Origin of the sequence: Haloimpatiens lingqiaonensis (assembly GCF_901447495.1) — a bacterium.
GTDB lineage: Bacteria > Bacillota > Clostridia > Clostridiales > Clostridiaceae > Haloimpatiens > Haloimpatiens lingqiaonensis.
Window position 1 is genome coordinate 1 of record NZ_CABDWS010000008.1, and the last position, 19223, is coordinate 19223.

A 19223-nucleotide genomic window follows, 5' to 3' on the forward strand; every position below is an offset into this window, starting at 1 on the left:
TATGCAAATTTTTTCTCTAAAATTTCCAGCAAAAATCAGAATTTATGGTTTTTAACCTAACCCTCAATCATTCATTATAAATCAGCGGGCTCACGCCCAAAAAATTTTTAAGCGCTAAACTTCTGTATTTTTAATAAAAAAATCAAAAATATGCCTTTAAAATAGTTTTAAAAAGCCTTATTTTATTGATTTAATATAAAACATAAGTTATTTTTGAAAGCTAATTATCAAAATATTGCATTAAAAATAATTTACGCACAATCTGCTGGGGAAACCTTTGTAGTATCCAGGTGGTTAGCTGAAAAGAGTAATAATTCCATAAGTAAGGGAAGCGGTAAACGTAGTCTTGTAAAAACATCATCTAAACAAGGAAGGTATGTACGTTATCGTTATCCTATAAAAGGACAAATAAACGACATTGCTATCGATGCTACACTTCGTGCAGCAGCTCCATATCAGTTGCAAAGGGAGAAAAAGGGAAGAGCTGTTGTAATAGAAAAATCAGATATAAGAGTTAAAGTAAGAGAAAAACGAACTGGAAATACTATTATTTTTGTGGTTGATTCCAGTGGGTCCATGGGGGCCAATAAAAGAATGAAGGCTGTAAAAGGGGCAATTCTTTCTTTACTTAATGATGCCTATCAAAAAAGGGACAAAGTAGGAATGATTGCTTTTAAGAATCATTCTGCTGAGTTACTTTTAGGAATTACAAGAAGTGTAGAGTTAGCAGAAAAGAAGTTGAGTACACTACCTACAGGCGGTAGAACACCTTTAGCAGCAGGGATTGATATGGCATATGAGGTTATTAAAGCAGCTAAAATAAAGGATAAAGATATGCTTCCTGTAATTGTACTAGTATCTGATGGTAAGGCTACTTATAGCAGCAATGGAACAGATGCTTTTGCAGAAGCAATAAATTCTGCACAGAAAATTGCAGCAGAAAAAATAAAGTCAATTGTTATTGATACAGATGCAAGCTTTATTAAATTAAACCTTGCAGAGAAGGTAGCAGAAGCAATGAATGCAGACCGTTTTGAAATAGAGGATCTTCAAGCTCAGAGTCTTGTAGCAGCAGTAACATTGTCTTTATAAAAATTAAATATTATACGAGGAGAAAAGGTAAAGTTGATAGTTATTAATGAATTAACTAAGAAGTATGAAAAAATAACCGCAGTGGATAATCTGAATTTTAAAATTATAATATGTGTAAAGTTATGTAAAAAAGCTGAATAATTAAATTAATTTTGTAACTATAGAAAAGGAGCGTAGTTTTATGAATATAGAAAAAAATATATATCCTTTCACAGCAATTGTGGGACAGGAAAAAATGAAATTAGCATTAATTTTAAATGTTATTAATCCTTCCCTAGGAGGGGTATTAATAAGAGGAGAAAAGGGAACAGCGAAATCTACAGCGGTACGTTCATTGGCAGATTTATTACCAGAGCGTACTCAAGTGGAAGGATGTAAATTTTCCTGTGATCCATCAAATATTGAACAAGCATGTTGTCAATGCTCAGAAAGAATAAAAAATAATAAACCATTTAATGTAGTAAAATCAAAAATGAGAGTAATAGACCTTCCAGTAAGTGCTACGGAAGATCGTGTAGTAGGAACTCTTGATATAGAATATGCTATTAAAAAAGGAGAAAAGAAGTTTGAAGCAGGTATATTAGCCCAAGCTAATAAAAATATTTTATATGTTGATGAAGTAAATTTACTAGATGATCATGTTGTAGATATATTACTAGATTCTGCAGCTATGGGGGTTAATACTATTGAAAGAGAAGGGATTTCATTTACTCACCCTGCTAAATTCACATTAGTTGGGACTATGAATCCAGAAGAGGGTGACTTAAGGCCACAACTTCTAGACCGTTTTGGGTTAGTTGTAGATGTTAAGGGAGAAAGTGATACTTTACAAAGAGTAGAAGTTATTAAAAGAAGATTAGATTTTGAAAAGGATCCAAAAGTTTTTGCAAAATCTTTTGATCATGAGCAATTAGAACTAGCAAACAAAATACAAAAGGCTATGGAGTTTCTTCCTAAGGTAAGTTTTGATGATAAACTTCTTGAAACAGCTGCAAAAATTTCTACTTTTCTTGGGGTTGATGGGCATAGAGCTGATATAGTAATGATTAAAACAGCAATGACTATTGCTGCTTATAATATGAGAGAAAAAGTTACAAAGGATGATTTAAAAGAAGCTGCTACATATGTACTACCTCATAGAATGAGAAGAAGACCTTTTGAAGATTGTGAAATGGATATGGATATAATAGAACAAAAAATAAATGAAAATATTGACTAAAGGAAAAGTACAATGAACAAAAAAGAGAGAGTATTAATTGTATTGTGGACAACCACATTTAGAAGTTAAAAGCACTGTTCATTAAATAAAGTGAACCCATTTTGTTGGCTCAAAAACTTAACGAAAGGGGCTCACTTTAAAGATCAGTGCTTTTTATTTTTTTGATAAAAAGACTTTTTAATAAAAATTATCTAAAAGTTAATGATATAATTAATGTATATTGACTAGGTAGCCACTGTGTTTTACAATAAGTGGTAGTTAATTATATTTTTTAGAAGGAGATATTTATGAGACTAAATAATTTTATTAGTTCTACTGGGCTTTGTTCTAGAAGAGAAGCAGATGAATTAATTAAGAATAAAAAAGTAAAAGTTAATGGAGAAATTGCAGTTATAGGTCAAGTTATAGATGAGGAAGATCAGGTTGAAGTAAACGGAAAAACATTAAAAAGTAAGAAAAAACATGTTTACATTGCTTTAAATAAGCCTGTAGGAATTACTTGCACCACAGAGAGACATATAAAAGGAAATATTATTGATTTTGTAAATCATCCAGAGAGGATTTTCCCTATTGGAAGGCTTGATAAGGATTCACAAGGTTTAATTCTTCTTACCAGTGATGGAAGCATAGTTAATGAGATTTTAAGAGAGCAGAATAATCATGAAAAGGACTATATTGTAACAGTGGATAAGCCAATTAATTCATCCTTTATAAACGGAATGAGAAATGGAGTAAAAATATATAATCCCGTTAAGAAACAATATACAGTAACAAACCAGTGTAAGGTGATTAAGTTAAAGGATAGAACCTTTAAAATTACCTTATCTCAAGGATTAAATCGTCAAATTAGAAGAATGTGTGAACATTTTGGATATAAAGTTATAGACTTAAAGCGTGTAAGAATTACTAATATAACATTAAAGGGACTACCAGTAGGAAAGTGGAGAAACTTAACAAAAGAAGAAGTTAGGAAACTAAGAAATAAGGATGAGGTATAAAATATAAGTTTTTATTAAAAAAGCTTAAAGGGTTTATAAATCCAATGGAGAAAATATACACTAATTGATATTTTATGTATTATATTTATTACTTGTAATTTTGATGATTATCTAATAGAGAGTTTAAAATAATGGATCAAAGTCACGTTAATAAATTATTGATTAGTGGTATTAAGGTTATATGAGAGATTATAAGTAAAAGGGGGCTTGTGAATGAATGTTATAGAAATTAAAAATCTTACTAAAAATTATGGTAAGGAGAGGGGCATTACAGATGTAAGCTTTAATGTGGAGCAGGGGGAGATTTTTGGATTTATAGGGCCTAATGGTGCGGGAAAGTCAACCACCATTAGAACGCTATTGTCTCTTATATATCCCACCAGTGGAAGTGCTACAGTTTTTGGAAAGGACTGTGTAAAGTTTGCTTCGGAAATTAAAAAGGAAATAGGATATGTTCCAGCAGAAGTATTTTATTATGATAACATGAAGGTCATGGAGCTTTTAAATTATTCAGCTAGTTTCTACAAAAAAGATTGTAGTAAGCGAATAAAGGAATTAGCCCAAATAATGAATTTAGATCTTAACAAAAGGATTGATGAATTATCCTTTGGAAATAAAAAGAAGGTGGGGATAGTTCAAGGATTACTTCATGAACCTAAGCTTATTATACTTGATGAACCTACCAGCGGTTTAGATCCTCTTATGCAGCAAAAATTCTTTAATTTATTAAAAGAAGAAAATAAAAAAGGGGCAACTATTTTATTTTCTTCTCATATTTTAAATGAAGTTCAGAAATTATGCAGTCGTGTGGCCATTATTAAAGAAGGTAAAATTATAAAAATTGAAAAAATCAGCAAACTAAAGGCGGATAACTATAAAAGATTTAAAATTGAGACTTTAAATAATATAGAAAAGGATTATTTTAATATAAAAGGAGTAAATGCACTAGATATAAAAGATGAAGTAGTTAGTTTTATATTTAAAGGAGATATTAATCTTATTATGAAAAAGCTTTCCGAGATAGAAATATCTAATATATGGATAGAAGAGCCGGACCTTGAAGAAATATTCATGCACTATTATGAAAAGGGGGAATAGATTCATGAATATGTTTTTACACGAACTAAAAGCTTATAGAAAATCAACATTTATATGGACAATTTCCTTATGTGCATTGACTATATTCTTTTTAAGTATGTATCCTACTTTTTCGAAGGAAGCTGTAGAATTTCAAAGGTTATTACAGGGGTTTCCAGAGCCAGTAAGAAAGGCTTTTGGATTTTCAGGAGACATTTCTTCCTTTCTAAATTTTTATTCTTATATATTTTTATATGTGGTTTTATGCGGTGCAATTCAGGCAATGAATTTAGGCATATCAATCTTATCCAAAGAAGTACGTGAAAAAACAGCAGATTTTCTTTTCACAAAGCCAGTTACACGTAAACAAATAATTACTTCTAAGCTTTTCGCAGCATTCACATCTATAGTTATTACTAATATTGTGTATTTAATTACCGCTAGTATCATGGTCTCCATTGTAAAAGAACACATCTATAGCATCAAAATATTCAATATGATTTCTATTACATTATTTTTTATTCAATTAGTATTCATGTCCCTAGGGATTTTTATAGCTGTAGTTGTCCCTAAAATTAAATCTGTTATTTCAGTTTCCTTAAGTGCTGTATTTGCTTTTTTTATTATAGGTATGTTTCAAGGCGTTATTGAAAGTGAGGTAATGAGGTATATAACTCCATTTAAATATTTTGATACGGCATACATTATAAAAAATGGTCAGTATGAAGTTTCATTTATTGTTTTAGCAGTATTAGTTATTATGGTAACTATATCAGCTAGCTATTATATATATTGGAAAAGAGATATACAGACAGTTTAAGAATAGTTCAATTGGGTAAAAGGGAGGGAGAAGCTATGAATTTATATATTAGAGAGATGAAAGCCCATAGAAAAGCTCTTATTATATGGTGTATTGGCATGGTATTTATGGTTGGAGCTGGCATGGCTAAATATGGTGGTTTATCATCCACAGGGCAAGATATGAGTGGAATTATTGCTAAGATGCCCAAAGCATTGCAGTCTGTAGTTGGAGCTGGGTTATTTGATTTATCAAAGGCTAGTGGATTTTATGGAGTGCTTTTTTTATACTTAGTGATAATGTCAACCATACATGCTGCTATACTTGGGGCAACGATTATTTCTAAGGAAGAAATGGATAAAACTTCAGAATTTTTATTTGTAAAACCTATATCAAGAAATAAAATTATTACCTGCAAAATATTAGCGGCTTTATCTAATATTTTAATACTAAATATTGTAACACTTATCTCTTCACTTATTATTGTAGGAAACTATGGAAAGGGAGAGGCAGTAGCTAATGATATAGGGGTATTAATGATTGGAATGTTTATATTACAGCTTATGTTTATGTTTTTGGGAACGGGTATGGCTGCCATAAGCAATAGGGCTAAAAATGCTGCCCAATTAACTACAGGTATATTGATGACCACTTATATATTATCTATGGCAATTGATATGAATGAAAATCTTGAAAAACTAAAATATATAACACCCTATAAATATTATGATGCTAAAAATTTAATGTATGGTAGGGGATTTGAAACTGTATATTTAGTTTTATCTTTTATGATTATTATGCTACTAGTTATTTTAACATATGTTTTTTACGAAAAAAGAGATTTAAATGTATAAAAACATTTTAAAAAGTATAAAGGGGGATTTAAAATGCTAATTTCAGATTCTTTATGCTTGAATAATAAGAAGATTTTGCTAGGGGCACTGGAGTCTTCATCAGACGGAATATTGATATCAGATGATAAGGGAAACATAGTGTACGTTAACAGTGCCTATGAAATTACCACAGGGTTAAAAAAAGGACAAATGATAGGTAAAAATCTTAATAACCTCTTACAAGAAAATTTTTTTAATGTAGCAGCGTCATTGGATGTGCTAGAAGAAAGAAAAACAGTGTCTACCATACATAAGTATGTTACTGGAAAGAGCGCTTTGACTACTGCTAGTCCAATATATGATGAACAGGGAAATATAATAGGGGTTATTTGTAATACACGAAATGTTTCAGAACTTATAAGATTAAAAAATGAATTAACGGAAACTAAAAAGCTTACGCAAAAGTATTCTAACCAGCTACAGCAACTGCGTAAACTTCAAATGCAATATAAGGGAATTATCTTTAAAAGCAAGGCAATGGGACAAACTCTCCAGCTGGCAGCAAAAGCAGCTTCTTTTGATAGTACTATACTGATTAATGGCGAATCGGGTACAGGAAAAGAGGTATTGGCAAAGTTTATTCATCAGCAAAGTGGTAGAAAAAATGGTCCTTTTATAAAAGTAAATTGTGCAGCTATTCCAAGTGAATTGTTTGAATCAGAGGTATTTGGTTATGAGCCAGGTTCTTTTACTGGAGCAGCGCAGAAGGGTAAAATTGGTATGTTTGAGCTTGCTAATGAGGGAACTATTTTACTGGATGAAGTTGGGGAACTACCGTTACCAGTTCAGTCTAAGCTATTGAGAGTAATACAAGAAAGAGAATTCGTACGGGTTGGCGGCTGCAAAGGTGTAAAATTAAATGTGCGTATTTTAGCTGCAACAAACAGAAATCTTTTGGAAGAAGTTAAAAAAGGTAATTTTAGAGAGGATCTTTTTTTCAGGTTAAATGTTATTCCCATTAAAATACCTTCACTGAGGGAAAGAAAAGAGGATATACCTTTATTAATATCTCATTTTATTGAAAATCTTAATAAACATTATAAAAAAAATATTACCATTGCGCCAGAAGTAATAGAAATTATGAGCAATTACTCTTGGCCAGGGAATATAAGAGAGCTTCAAAATTTAATTGAATATTTATTTATAATAGATTCTGAGGGGGATATTGGCATTGAACATCTTCCAGCTCAACTCTTAACAGAAAAAGTACTTACAAATAAGGATTTGAATAACAAAAAATCTTCTGCAAAATTAAGCCACATGATGGCTCAACTAGAAAAAAACATAATCATATCTACATTAAAAAACTATCCTACTGTAAAAAAATCAGCATCAGTACTAGGAATTGATACTTCAACATTATGGAGAAAGATTAAAAAATATAAAATTGAAGATATTTATACTAAATAAATTATAAATATAGAATTGTATAAAAAAGCATTGCAAATATGCAATGGTAGAAGTTTGAAGTGCAATATTGCCACATATTGGGAAATATACACTTGAAATGGGAAAAAGTGTTTAAGATTGCATTTTTGCAACACCATCCCTAATATGAAAAAGTCTATAAGGCTATAAAATGCATATGGAATAAGTTGGCATAGATATTGCTAATAGATATAGACATAACTATTGATTAACGTAAAAGTGGGGAAGTTAAATTTAATAGTTATGTGATGCTTATAAAATCTTTGAAGAGCAATTATTTTATAAGTACAAACAAAAATTAAAATATGAAGGGATGGGATATTTAATGGCAAACAATTACAAGGACAATGGTGGACAATACAACTTTGATCAAGAATTATTAGACAAGGCCTTTGCAGAAGCAAGAAAAATCTACAAAGAAAGAGGATTCCAAACTAGAATGGGCTATGGTAAAGCCCCAGCAGTAACAACTGTAGATATGGCAAAAGCTTGGATGTCAGAAGGCCATCCATTTACATGTGATAATTCTGAAGAAGTATGTGCTAATGCACTTAAAGTATTAGAAGCTGCAAGAAAATCAGGAGTTCCTATTTTCCATACAACTACTGGATATGTAGGAGAAAAACAATGGGATTTACCTAGATGGGATGAAAAAATTCCTATGCATACACTAGATATTAACACAGAATGGTTAGAAATAGATCCTAAACTTAAACCAAGACCAGAAGAACCAGTTATTCATAAAAAATATGCAAGTAACTTCTTTGGCACACATTTAGCTCAAACTTTAAATTATTTAGGCGTTGATACTGTAATAGTAATGGGAGCTACTTCTTGTGCATGTGTTAGACATACAGTTATGGATTCAACAGGATATGGATTTAAAACTATAATTCCTGAAGGAACTATAGGTGACAGAGTACCAGGAGTTATCGCTTGGAACCTATTTGATATGGACGCTAAATTTGCTGACGTTGAACCTTTAGAAAATGTAGTTAAATATCTTGAAGGTATAGATCCAAAAGTATATAGAAGATAATGAAATAAAGTAGTCTAATACTTAAAAGGGACACCTATTTCAGGAAAAGATCAGGGTGTCCCTTTAAATATAAGAAAGGAGGACAATATATGAGTACTTTAATAAAAAATGGCACTATAATATCAGCAGTAAATGAATATAAAGCTGATATTTTGATAGAAGGTGAAAAGATCGTTGCTATTGGCACAGGACTTGATGAACGTGCTGATGAAATAATAGATGCAGCTGGTAAATATGTTTTTCCAGGTGGAGTAGATGAGCATGTACACTATGGTTCCTTTGGATCCTTAACTTTTGAAACTTCCAATGCAGCTGTAGTTGGTGGAACTACTACTATTGTTGACTTTGCGCCACAGCCAAAGGGATTAAGTATTAAGGAAGCTGTAAAAGTTCACAATGAAGAATTAGCTGAAGGTGTATCTGCGGCAGATTATTCATTCCACTGTGTGGTAATGGATCCTACAGAGAAGATTTTCGAGGAAATACCTACATTACCAGAAGCGGGCATTTCTACATTGAAATTCTTCATGGCATATAAAGGCACTCCTTTTATGGTTGATGACTCTACTATTTTCAAAGCCCTTGAAGTGGCAAAGAAATATGGCGTTACTATTATGGTTCATGCTGAGAATGGTGAAATAGTAGATGCTCTTCAAAGGAAACTTGTAGCTGAAGGAAAAACTGATCCTAAATATCATGCAGACTCAAGACCTCCTCTAGTTGAAGCAGAGGCTACTAATAGGGCCATCTATCTTGCAAAAATGGCTAATTCACCTATATTTATCGTACATGTATCTTGCAAAGAGGCTATGGAAGCAGTTAGAGATGCTAATATGTCAGGAGTACCTGTATACGGGGAAACTTGTACACATTATCTTACTTTAACAGAAGAATGTTTAGCTAAACCTGATTTTGAAGGAGCAACTAATAGTTGTATAAAATATAAACATATATAGACAATTATAGTTAAATGTATATATTTTATTAAAAAGCTCCCTACATTCGTAAAGAGTGTAGAGTGATGTTTAAAAAAGCATCCAAAACTCCTTTAATTGCTGGAAGTCCCTAAAGCTACATTAACCACAACGTAAGAATGAAACAAGTCTAAGCGTGAAGGTGACGAAAGTAGAAAAAATAATGTAGATAGTGCAAGGTTAAATCCTAAACACAGTGACAATGGGTAATCAGCAACCAAGTTCCGAAAAGGAAAAGGCTCAACGACTAGAGAGTAATCTCGTACCTTCAAGTGAGGGGAAATGGGGAGGGTCCTAAATAATTAGGATTGTGATATAGTCTGTGCTTATATGAAAGTATAAGAAGTTCATAAACAGAGCTCTTAGCTTCAGATGGAGTTTTAACTCCAACTGAAGGTTAGAGATCGTTATCCAGGGACGTAGCTGCCGTTAACTGCCACTTTGTTAGAAGTGGGAGTGTTACGGCAGATAAGTCTCTGGATAAAAGAACTGCATAGGAGTAACGACCTTATGTGAACACTCTAAAAATAATACAAATGTGCATTAGATAATTTATTAAAACAACCGTATTTTAAAATTTTATAATCTATTTATTTTCTAAATCTTTAACAATTAAAGTATAAACGTAATTATTTACAAAATGTTGTTCTTTAAATCCATTTTTGAATATCACCTCATAAAATTTTACAATATCGAAAATAAAAGAGTTCAAATGGGTATACTATAATGTAACAGTGCAGTATACAAGTGAGGTGAACAATAATGGGTACTATGATTAAAACAGTAAAACAATATTCCTATGAATTAGATAATAAAACAATAAAAGAATTATCATTTATAGGAAACAAATATAGAAATGTAAAAAACTATGTATATTCAAGGTATAGCGGAATTAATAGTATCCCATTATTAAAAAAAGATAGGCAAATAAGAGATGAGTGGGTAAAAACAGAATTTGCAGAACAATGGAATTTACCTGCGAGATATTGGAAATTAGCTTTAAGTGAAGCCTTTGGAAATATTAAAGCTCAGTGGACTAATATTAAGAATAGAGTTAAAGAGCAATGTAAAACAAATAATAATTTATCAAATGAAGATAGGCATTATATAAATTATATTCTTAAATTCAATGATTATTATTATAAAGTATTAACTAATAAATCTTTTGAAATTCCTAAAGTATTTCAAGATAAGAATTTAAATTATAGATATTTAAATAATCTTATTAAAAGATATTCAAGAAGATATAAAGGACAGGTACCATATTCTAAAAGCGGAAGATCATTTTCTATTGATACAGGTTTATATAGGTATAAAGATGGATGTATAAATATTACATCTACTAAGAAAGGCAAAAGATTATCTATTAAATTAACTGATAACAATCAATATGATAGAACTATGACAGTTAAAAGAATAGATAATAAAATAGAAATTCATTGTCCTTTAAAAATTAAAACAAAGGTAAATCATAATAAAGAAAATATTATAGGAATAGATAAAGGTTATAGATATTTATTTGCAGTATCAAGCGATGAATTTTATGGTGAAGGTTTAAATGAAATGTTATCTAAAGAAACTGAGAGATTAAATAAAGCTAATGAAAATAGAAATAGATTTTGGGCTTTATATAATCAATATTTAGAACAAGGTAGTATAAAAAAAGCCAATACCATAAAAGAAAACAATTTAGGTAAAGTAAAATATAATCACAATAAAAAGAAGCATGACCAAACTGTTAAATCCTATATAAATTATTCACTAAATCAATTAATAAATATAGAAAAGCCTACTGAAATAGTTATGGAAAATCTAGATTTTGTTAATTGGAATGATAGATATCCTAAATCAGTAAAACGTAAATTATCAAGGTGGATAAAGGGGTATATAAGATACAGAATAGAGTATAAGTGTGATTACAATAGTATTAAATATACTTATATTAATCCAGCTTATACAAGTAAAGTTTGTAATGTATGTGGAAGTTTTGGTAAAAGAGATGGTGATGTGTTTACTTGCCCTAAATGTGGTGAAATTCATGCTGATACTAATGCAAGTAAAAATATATTAAAAAGAAAATATGATAAAGAAATTACGTTATATACAAATTATAAAAAAGTTAAAGAGATTTTAGAAAATAGAGTTAGTTAATTTAAATTAATATAAATATAAAAGAATATTTAATCACAAATGTATGTACCCTATGAAAATAGAGCATGCATTTTATCAGAAATGAGGGTTAAATAATTCTTTCATTGTAAAATTTTAAAATACGGTTGTAGGAGATTTATTTAATGCAAATTACTTTGTATTAAATAAATGTACTGGTACATCCAAGACTTTAAGCCACCATAAGGTGTGATAAGTGCGAATTATCTAATATGAGTACATTTGTACATGTTTTTAGAACCAGCAAAATATGTATGCTCTCCTCCACTAAGAAAGCAAGAGAACTTAGATGCTTTGTGGCAAGCTGTAAACAAAGGCTGGCTACTAGCTGTTGGTTCAGACCACTGTGCTGTTGAAGGTGGATTTGAAAAAGGAAAACGCAAAGGAATGGGCGATTTTAGTAAGATTCCAAATGGTTGCCCAGGAGTACAGGACCGTCTGGGATTATTGTGGACATATGGAGTGGAAAAGGGAAGAATTAGTCGTGAAAAATTCGTAGATCTTTTTGCTACAACTCCAGCAAAAATAGTTGGATTATACCCACAAAAGGGACAAATTGAAGTAGGTTCTGATGCAGATATAGTTATATTTGATCCTAATTGGAAGGGAACTATCACTGTAGAGAACAGTTTAGAAGGTACAGATTATACTGCTTTTGGGGGCATGGAGCAAATAGGAAGAGCTGAAAAAGTATTCTTAAGAGGAAAACTTACAGCTGAAAATGGCAAGTTTACTGGAGAGATGGGCCAAGGAAAATATATAAAAACTAAGCCATTTGGACTATGCTACCAAAACTTTAAAGAGTAGTTTAATAGAATATAGATAAAGTAAAAACTAGTGCAATAAATTGCATAGTTATTAAAGTGATTAAAAAGTAGTTTATAGAGTATAAAGCCCTAGAATTAGCAGTTACTATATTATTATTCTAATTCTAAGGCTTTTATACCACTACAGGCACAGGTACATCAGTTGTAAATGCTATTAAATGTAGAGGTTACCCAGCCAACTGAATTTGAATATTTTTAGTTTAGGCAAATAGCATTATTAAAATAAAGTAAATATGGGACTGTTGCACTAAGAATAAATTCTTTAATGCAACAGTCCTATTTTTTAAAAAAAAGTTATTGGCATTTGACAATAATAAAAAGTAGATGTAATATATAATTAGCAAATGCCAATAACTTTAAAATTAAGGAGGTAAGGAATTATGAAAATAGCAGTTTCTGCATCAGGAAAGGCAGTATATGACTTGCTAGATGTAAGATTTGGAAGATGTGAATACTTTCAAATACATGATACTGAAAATGGAGAAGTAAAGGTTGTAGAAAACAGTGGTAAAATCTCTGGTGGTGGGGCAGGTATAGCAGCAGCACAGCAATTAATTGATGAGGGAATAGATACTATAATTACAGGAAATCTTGGACCTAATGCATTTGAAATTATAGAAAAAGCTGACGTCAAGGTATATAAAAGTGAAGGTATTTCTATAAGTGAAGTTTTAAAAAAACACAAAAATGGTGAGCTTTCAGAGTTAAAAACAGCCGCACCAGCACATAATGGTATGGGAAATGGTTTTAGAGGAGGAAAATAAATTGAATATAGCAGTATTAAGTGGGAAGGGTGGTACGGGAAAAACAACAGTTTCCACTAATCTGGCCTTGGCTCTAAAGGCGAACTATGTTGATTGTGATGTGGAGGAGCCAAATGGATTCTTGTTTTTAAAGCCTAAAATAGATAAAACTTATGAAGTTATGGTGGAATACCCCTTTATAGATGATGACAAGTGCATATCCTGTGGAGCATGCGTGTATGCTTGTAAATTTAATGCTTTAGCAAAGGTTAAAGATGATATAATGCTTTTTCAAAAACTATGTCATGGCTGTGGGGCTTGTGAAATTGTGTGTAAAGCTGGAGCATTAAGTTATAAAAAGAGACAAATAGGAAGTATTCAAGAGGGAACCGTAGATGGTATAAAATGTAGTAGGGGAATTCTAAATATAAGTGAACCCATGGCAGTACCAATTATAAAGCAACTACTTGAAGAACTTGATGAGGGTGTTAATTTAATGGATTGCCCTCCAGGAACATCTTGCAATGTGGTTAATTCCTTAAAATATGCAGATAGAGCTATACTTGTAACAGAGCCAACAGAATTTGGACTTAATGATTTAAAAAGGGCTGTGGAATTAGTAAGAAGGTTTAATATACCTTTTGGGATAATCATAAATAGAGATGATGGAAAAGAAAATATAATAAAAAAATATTGTAGCGAAGATGAAATTCATATAATAGGCTGCATTCCTTACAGTAGGGAAATAGCTAAAATTTATTCAGAGGGAGAAGAACTTTATAAAAATCCAAAGTACAGGAAAGTTTTTACTGAATTATCCCAAAGGGCAAGGGAGGCATTAAAGTGGAATTAGTGGTTTTGAGCGGAAAAGGTGGAACAGGTAAGACTACTATTGCTACAGCACTTTCAGAGCTTGCAAATGATGTGATAAGGGTTGATTGCGATGTGGATGCGGCTAATTTTCATCTTTTTTATAAAGGAAAAGATATAAGAAAAGAAGATTTTATAGGAGGACAAAAGGCATATATAGATTCTAAATTATGCATTAAATGTGGACAGTGTGCAGAAGTATGTAGATTTGGAGCTATAGAAAATTTTCAAATTGATCCTTTTGCTTGTGAAGGTTGTGGAGCCTGCACTTTTATATGTCCTAAGAAGGCAATAAATTTAGAGGATGACAAGGCTGCGGAAGCTTATATAACAGATGTAAAAGGAGATATCATTTCTAGGGCAGATATGGAGATAGGCAGCGATGGTTCTGGAAAACTAATAAGTCTTTTAAGAAAGAATGCTAAAGAGTTTTCAAATGAAAGTAAAATTACTATTGTAGATGGTTCTCCTGGAATAGGTTGTTCCGTTATATCTTCTATAACAGGCAGCAATGCGGTGCTAATAGTCACAGAGCCAACTAAGTCAGGGCTTGAAGATTTAAAAAGAGTGGTTTCACTTTGTGAGCATTTTGGCATATTAACTATGGTATGTATAAATAAATTTGATATAAATGAAAAAATAACTTATGAAATAGAAAATTTCATAAAAAATAAGAGTTTGAGTATAGTAGGCAAAATACCTTATGATGACATTGTAATGAAATCCATAAATGAATTAAAACCGATAACTTATTATAAAGAAAGTAAAGCTAATAAAGCTATTAATAAAATGTGGATTAATATAAAAAATATTATATTTTAGGAGGAATAGATTATGAAAATAGCAGTTTCTAGTGAAGAAAAATATGTAAGTGGACATTTTGGACATTGCGAAGGGTTTACTATATATGATGTGGAAGATGGTAAAATAACAAATAAGAATTTTGCACCAAATCCAGGACATAGACCAGGATTTTTGCCAGTATTCTTGAGGGATTTAGGAGTAAATGTTATAATAGCAGGAGGCATGGGAGAAACAGCCCAAGAATTATTTAAAGAAAATAATATAGAGGTAGTTGTGGGAGCTCAGGGAATTTGTGATGAAGTTATAGAGAGTTATGTAAAAGGTGAACTAAAATCTACAGGAAGTGTTTGTAGAGAACATGATCATGAGGGACACTGTAACGAATAGCTTCTACAGGAAGGAGTTAAAATGCCAAGACCAACAAAATTCAGAAATGTAGAGTTTTTCCCCAAGGATACGTATTTTGTTCCACAGGGAAAACATAAATGTGAAATAGAAGAAGTAGTTTTAAAAGTGGAAGAGCTTGAAGCTATGCGACTGAAAGATATAGAGGGATTAAAGCAGGAAGATTGTGCTGAAAAAATGCAGGTTTCACGCCAAACTTTTCAAAATATAATAGATAGTGCAAGAAAAAAGGTTGCTATAGCACTAACTGAAGGAAAGGCTATAAGCATAAGTGGGGGAAACTACACTACAAGGCATTGTAAATTTAAATGTAAAAGCTGTGGCATTACTTATGAAGTAAATTATGAACAGGATAAACATAAATGTCCTGAATGTGGTTCTGAAGAAGTAATGTGTAGTAAAAAAGCTGGATTTTGTAAGAGATGGTGTAATGGACAATATAAAGATAAATAAAAGTAAATGATAGTGAATAATAGAACCCCCAGTTACTAATAATTAATTTCAAAAGGATAAATCTAAGGAGATTAGAGATTAGTGACTGGGGATTAAATTTTATATATTTCTCAAGTTTTTCATACTTAAATCTAAAATCTTAGCAGAGTGTGTTATATAGCCAGTGGATATATAGTCAACTCCTGTGGCGGCAATAGAAGCTACGGTGTCTAAGTTTACATTACCTGAAGCTTCAGTTAAAGCTCTGCCGTTTACCATGGTTACGGCTTTTTTCATGGTTTCTAAATCCATATTGTCTAACATAATAATGTCTGCTTTAGCCTCTAATGCTTCCTCTAGCATTTGAAGATTTTCAACTTCAACTTCGATTTTTCTTACGAAGGATGCGGCTTCTCTTGCAGCCTTCACAGCATTTTTAACACCACCTGCGGCACTTATGTGGTTGTCCTTTAAAAGTATTCCATCGGAAAGATTAAACCTATGGTTATGTCCTCCGCCTACTCTTACAGAGTATTTTTCAAATACTCTCATGTTTGGAGTGGTCTTTCTAGTGTCTAGAAGTTTAGCCTCGGTGCCTTGAAGCTTATCTACAAATTTTCTTGTAATGGTTGCAATTCCGCTCATTCTTTGAAGAAAATTAAGGGCAGTTCTTTCGCCTATTAAAATATTTCTAGTATTTCCTTCTATAGTAGCTATAAGTGTTTTAGACTCTACCTTATCTCCATCTTTTTTATAGAATTTAACTTCTACATCTCCTAAAAGAGTAAAAACTCTTTCAAAAACTTGTAGACCTGCTATTATACCATCTTCCTTGGCAAACAAATCTACTATGGACTTAGAATTTTCATCTATTACAGATGTAGTTGTTATATCTTCATTAGTTACATCTTCTTTTAAAGCAGATAATATAGCTTCATCAATACTTAAATAGTTCATCATGTAAATCCTCCGACCTTCTTTTTAATTCTTGTATTACAATTTTTCTGTTTTCTTTCTTTAAATTTTCAACTTCACATTTTGTAAAGATTTTTATATTTTCAGCTTTATGTAATTTTATATTATCTATTTTATTATTTATAGAAATAGCAGCTCTTCTGGAGAATACTAATCCCTCTAAAAGGGAATTGCTAGCAAGTCTGTTAGCACCATGAACGCCAGTACAGCTAATTTCCCCTACGGCATATAGGTTTTCCATGGAAGTTTTTGAATACAAATCCACTGATATGCCTCCCATAAAATAATGTTGAGCAGGGGATACAGGTATAGGCTCTTTAGTTATATTTATGCCTTTCTCAAAGCAATGGTTATATATGGATGGAAATCTATTTTCAATATAATCTTTGTCCTTAAAGGAAATATCTAAGTTAACATAAGGCACTTTAAATTTTTTTATTTCACCATATATAGCTTTTGACACCACATCTCTAGGCAATAGTTCATTCACAAATCTCTCACCTTTAGAATTAAATAAAAGACCGCCTTCACCTCTAACTGCTTCTGAAATAAGAAAGCGTTTGGAATCTGTATTTTTTTCGTAAAGAGCCGTTGGGTGAAATTGAATGTATTGAAGATTTTCAAGTTTAACATTATTTCTTAAAGCTATGGCAATGCCGTCACCCGTCATTATTCTTTGATTAGTGGAATTTTTAAATAATCCACCAATACCTCCAGTAGCCAAAACTACAACTTTAGAATGAATGTTTATTTGCTTTCCATCTTTAAATATTATTCCACCTTCACATTTATTATTTATATTAATTAAATCACATAAATAGGTGTCCTCATATATAGTTATGTTTTTATGCTTTTTTACCTCATTTATTAAAGTATCTGCAACTATTTCACCAGTGTGATCTTTGCTGTGAACTATTCTATTTATGCTGTGAGCACCTTCACGAGTATATAAAATTTTATTTTCTGATTTATCTAAGTTCATACCTATATTCATGATATTGTCTATATTTTCTATAGATTCTTCTGCTAATACCTTTACAGACTCAAGCTTATTTTTGTATTTACCTGCTTTTAAAGTATCTTCAATAAAGCTTGGAATATCATCTTTACTTCTAGCTGTTGCGATTCCACCTTGTGCTAAATAAGTATTGGTGTCTGTAAGCTTTGATTTTGAAATAAGTAGTACATTTAAGTTTTTATTTAGGTTTAAGGCACAATATAGACCTGAAACCCCGGAGCCTGCAATTAGAACGTCTACATTCATTTCCATAATTTTTACCTAGCCATTTCGTGCATATTCATTAAAGCCCTATGAGCTTTAATTCTTGTATCTTCGTCTAATATAATTTCATTTTGCATATTTAAAAGACTACCATATACATCTTCAAGAGTGGTTTTCTTCATATTATTACAAATCATGCCGCTATCTATAACATGGAAGTTTTTATTAGGATTACTTTTCTTTAATTCATAAAGAACGCCTTCCTCTGTTACTATTATGTAGTTTTTATTAGTGCTTTCAGTGGCATGTTTTATAATCCCAGAAGTACTTCCTATGTAGTCTGCTATGTTTCTTATTTCCTTATTACATTCAGGATGTACAAGAATTTTTACATCTTCTAAGGAATTTTTTAATTTTAAAATACTTTCTTTTTCTATTTTTTCATGAGTTGGGCAGAAACCTTCCCATAAAATAAATTTTTTGTCTGGGAATTGTTCTGCTATGTAACCACCTAAGTTTCTATCAGGAAGGAATATAATTTCCTGGTTGTCAACTTTCTTCATTATTTTTAGAGCACTGGATGAAGTAACACATACATCACAAAGAGCTTTAACTTCTGTAGATGAGTTTATATAACACACAGTTAAAGCTTTAGGATGCTGATTTTTTAATTTTATTAAATCAGCAGTATTGGCCATATCAGCCATAGGACATCCCGCATCAAGCACTGGAAATAACACTGTCTTTTCAGGAGATAAAATTTTAGCACTTTCCGCCATAAACTTTACACCACAGAAAACTATTACAGATTCTTTGCAATCTCTTGCAATTTCACTTAAATAGTAGGAGTCGCCTACTGCATCAGCAATATCTTGAATTTCTGGTATTTGATAATAGTGTGCAAGAATTATTGCATTTTTTTCCTTCTTAAGTTTTAAAATTTGGTCTTTAATATCCTTTTCCATTTTTACCCCGCTTCCCTCAATTGTTTTATTCCATAATCGTCAGCTGTTACTTCCTTTTATATAAAGGATTGAAGAGCTGATGATTGGTGGATAGGTTAATATAACAACTTTGTAAATAGTATATCATTGCAATATATACAATTCAATAATTTAAAAATATTGCAATAATTATTTTATGAGTTTTTGGAATAGTTAAATACCATAGTCATAATGAAGTTTTTTTTAGAAATAAAAAAAGCTGCTTATAGATATATTTATAAGCAGCCTATGGAATATTAAAAGTCCACATTAC

General features: G+C 31.2%; 19 protein-coding genes. 16 read left to right on the top strand and 3 right to left on the bottom strand.

Going from position 1 to position 19223, the window contains the following annotated elements:
- The first annotated feature begins 213 nt into the window (after nucleotides 1–213).
- From FGK85_RS02735 to FGK85_RS02810, 16 genes are all read left to right on the top strand, one after another.
- Complete coding sequence (locus tag FGK85_RS02735; protein ID WP_243122786.1) at nucleotides 214–1092, top strand: vWA domain-containing protein; 879 nt, start codon at nucleotides 214–216, stop codon at nucleotides 1090–1092.
- A 181-nt stretch (nucleotides 1093–1273) separates the two neighbouring features.
- On the top strand, nucleotides 1274–2311 hold the full coding sequence (locus FGK85_RS02740) for a magnesium chelatase ATPase subunit I (protein ID WP_138203545.1): 1038 nt from the start codon (nucleotides 1274–1276) through the stop codon (nucleotides 2309–2311).
- A 287-nt stretch (nucleotides 2312–2598) separates the two neighbouring features.
- Nucleotides 2599–3309 (top strand): pseudouridine synthase, encoded by a 711-nt coding sequence (locus FGK85_RS02745; RefSeq protein ID WP_138203547.1) that lies wholly within the window; start codon nucleotides 2599–2601, stop codon nucleotides 3307–3309.
- Nucleotides 3310–3522: 213 nt separating this feature from the next.
- Entirely contained in the window at nucleotides 3523–4407 is an 885-nt protein-coding gene (locus FGK85_RS02750; protein ID WP_138203549.1) for an ABC transporter ATP-binding protein, read from the top strand.
- A 4-nt stretch (nucleotides 4408–4411) separates the two neighbouring features.
- Nucleotides 4412–5206, top strand: coding sequence for an ABC transporter permease subunit (locus FGK85_RS02755; protein ID WP_138203551.1), 795 nt, complete (start codon nucleotides 4412–4414; stop codon nucleotides 5204–5206).
- A gap of 35 nt (nucleotides 5207–5241) precedes the next feature.
- On the top strand, nucleotides 5242–6039 hold the full coding sequence (locus tag FGK85_RS02760; protein WP_138203553.1) for an ABC transporter permease subunit: 798 nt from the start codon (nucleotides 5242–5244) through the stop codon (nucleotides 6037–6039).
- A gap of 33 nt (nucleotides 6040–6072) precedes the next feature.
- Nucleotides 6073–7488 carry a sigma-54 interaction domain-containing protein gene (locus FGK85_RS02765; protein ID WP_138203555.1) on the top strand — a complete coding sequence of 472 codons (1416 nt, stop codon included), beginning with the start codon at nucleotides 6073–6075 and terminating at the stop codon, nucleotides 7486–7488.
- Between the two features lie 343 nt (nucleotides 7489–7831).
- The gene (locus FGK85_RS02770) at nucleotides 7832–8545 is read left to right on the top strand and encodes an isochorismatase family protein (RefSeq protein WP_138203557.1); all 714 of its coding nucleotides are present in this window, start codon (nucleotides 7832–7834) and stop codon (nucleotides 8543–8545) included.
- 89 nt (nucleotides 8546–8634) lie between these two features.
- A complete protein-coding gene (locus FGK85_RS02775) occupies nucleotides 8635–9501 on the top strand; it encodes an amidohydrolase family protein (RefSeq protein ID WP_138203559.1) in 867 nt (288 codons plus the stop codon).
- A gap of 780 nt (nucleotides 9502–10281) precedes the next feature.
- A complete protein-coding gene (locus FGK85_RS02780) occupies nucleotides 10282–11670 on the top strand; it encodes a zinc ribbon domain-containing protein (protein ID WP_138203561.1) in 1389 nt (462 codons plus the stop codon).
- A gap of 246 nt (nucleotides 11671–11916) precedes the next feature.
- The gene (locus FGK85_RS02785) at nucleotides 11917–12495 is read left to right on the top strand and encodes an amidohydrolase family protein (protein WP_138203563.1); all 579 of its coding nucleotides are present in this window, start codon (nucleotides 11917–11919) and stop codon (nucleotides 12493–12495) included.
- A gap of 400 nt (nucleotides 12496–12895) precedes the next feature.
- Nucleotides 12896–13279, top strand: coding sequence for a NifB/NifX family molybdenum-iron cluster-binding protein (locus FGK85_RS02790; protein WP_138203565.1), 384 nt, complete (start codon nucleotides 12896–12898; stop codon nucleotides 13277–13279).
- Nucleotide 13280: 1 nt separating this feature from the next.
- Nucleotides 13281–14111, top strand: a complete 831-nt coding sequence (locus tag FGK85_RS02795) for an ATP-binding protein (protein ID WP_138203567.1) — start codon at nucleotides 13281–13283, stop codon at nucleotides 14109–14111.
- Complete coding sequence (locus FGK85_RS02800) at nucleotides 14102–14950, top strand: ATP-binding protein (RefSeq protein WP_138203569.1); 849 nt, start codon at nucleotides 14102–14104, stop codon at nucleotides 14948–14950. Before FGK85_RS02795 ends, FGK85_RS02800 begins: the two co-directional genes overlap by 10 nt.
- A gap of 12 nt (nucleotides 14951–14962) precedes the next feature.
- On the top strand, nucleotides 14963–15319 hold the full coding sequence (locus FGK85_RS02805; RefSeq protein WP_138203571.1) for a NifB/NifX family molybdenum-iron cluster-binding protein: 357 nt from the start codon (nucleotides 14963–14965) through the stop codon (nucleotides 15317–15319).
- Between the two features lie 21 nt (nucleotides 15320–15340).
- Nucleotides 15341–15790, top strand: a complete 450-nt coding sequence (locus FGK85_RS02810) for a DUF134 domain-containing protein (RefSeq protein WP_138203573.1) — start codon at nucleotides 15341–15343, stop codon at nucleotides 15788–15790.
- A gap of 99 nt (nucleotides 15791–15889) precedes the next feature.
- Here FGK85_RS02810 and nadC read toward each other — a convergent pair whose 3' ends face one another.
- Genes nadC through nadA form a run of 3 tightly spaced genes read right to left on the bottom strand, consistent with a single transcriptional unit; the run spans nucleotide 15890 to nucleotide 18931 of the window.
- Nucleotides 15890–16726: a carboxylating nicotinate-nucleotide diphosphorylase gene (gene nadC / locus FGK85_RS02815; protein WP_138203625.1), complete on the bottom strand. Its 837-nt coding sequence runs from the start codon at nucleotides 16724–16726 to the stop codon at nucleotides 15890–15892.
- The gene (locus FGK85_RS02820) at nucleotides 16707–18014 is read right to left on the bottom strand and encodes an L-aspartate oxidase (RefSeq protein ID WP_138203575.1); all 1308 of its coding nucleotides are present in this window, start codon (nucleotides 18012–18014) and stop codon (nucleotides 16707–16709) included. Before FGK85_RS02820 ends, nadC begins: the two co-directional genes overlap by 20 nt.
- Before the next feature lie 5 nt (nucleotides 18015–18019).
- Nucleotides 18020–18931 carry a quinolinate synthase NadA gene (nadA, locus tag FGK85_RS02825; RefSeq protein ID WP_138203577.1) on the bottom strand — a complete coding sequence of 304 codons (912 nt, stop codon included), beginning with the start codon at nucleotides 18929–18931 and terminating at the stop codon, nucleotides 18020–18022.
- Between the last annotated feature and the right edge of the window lie 292 nt (nucleotides 18932–19223).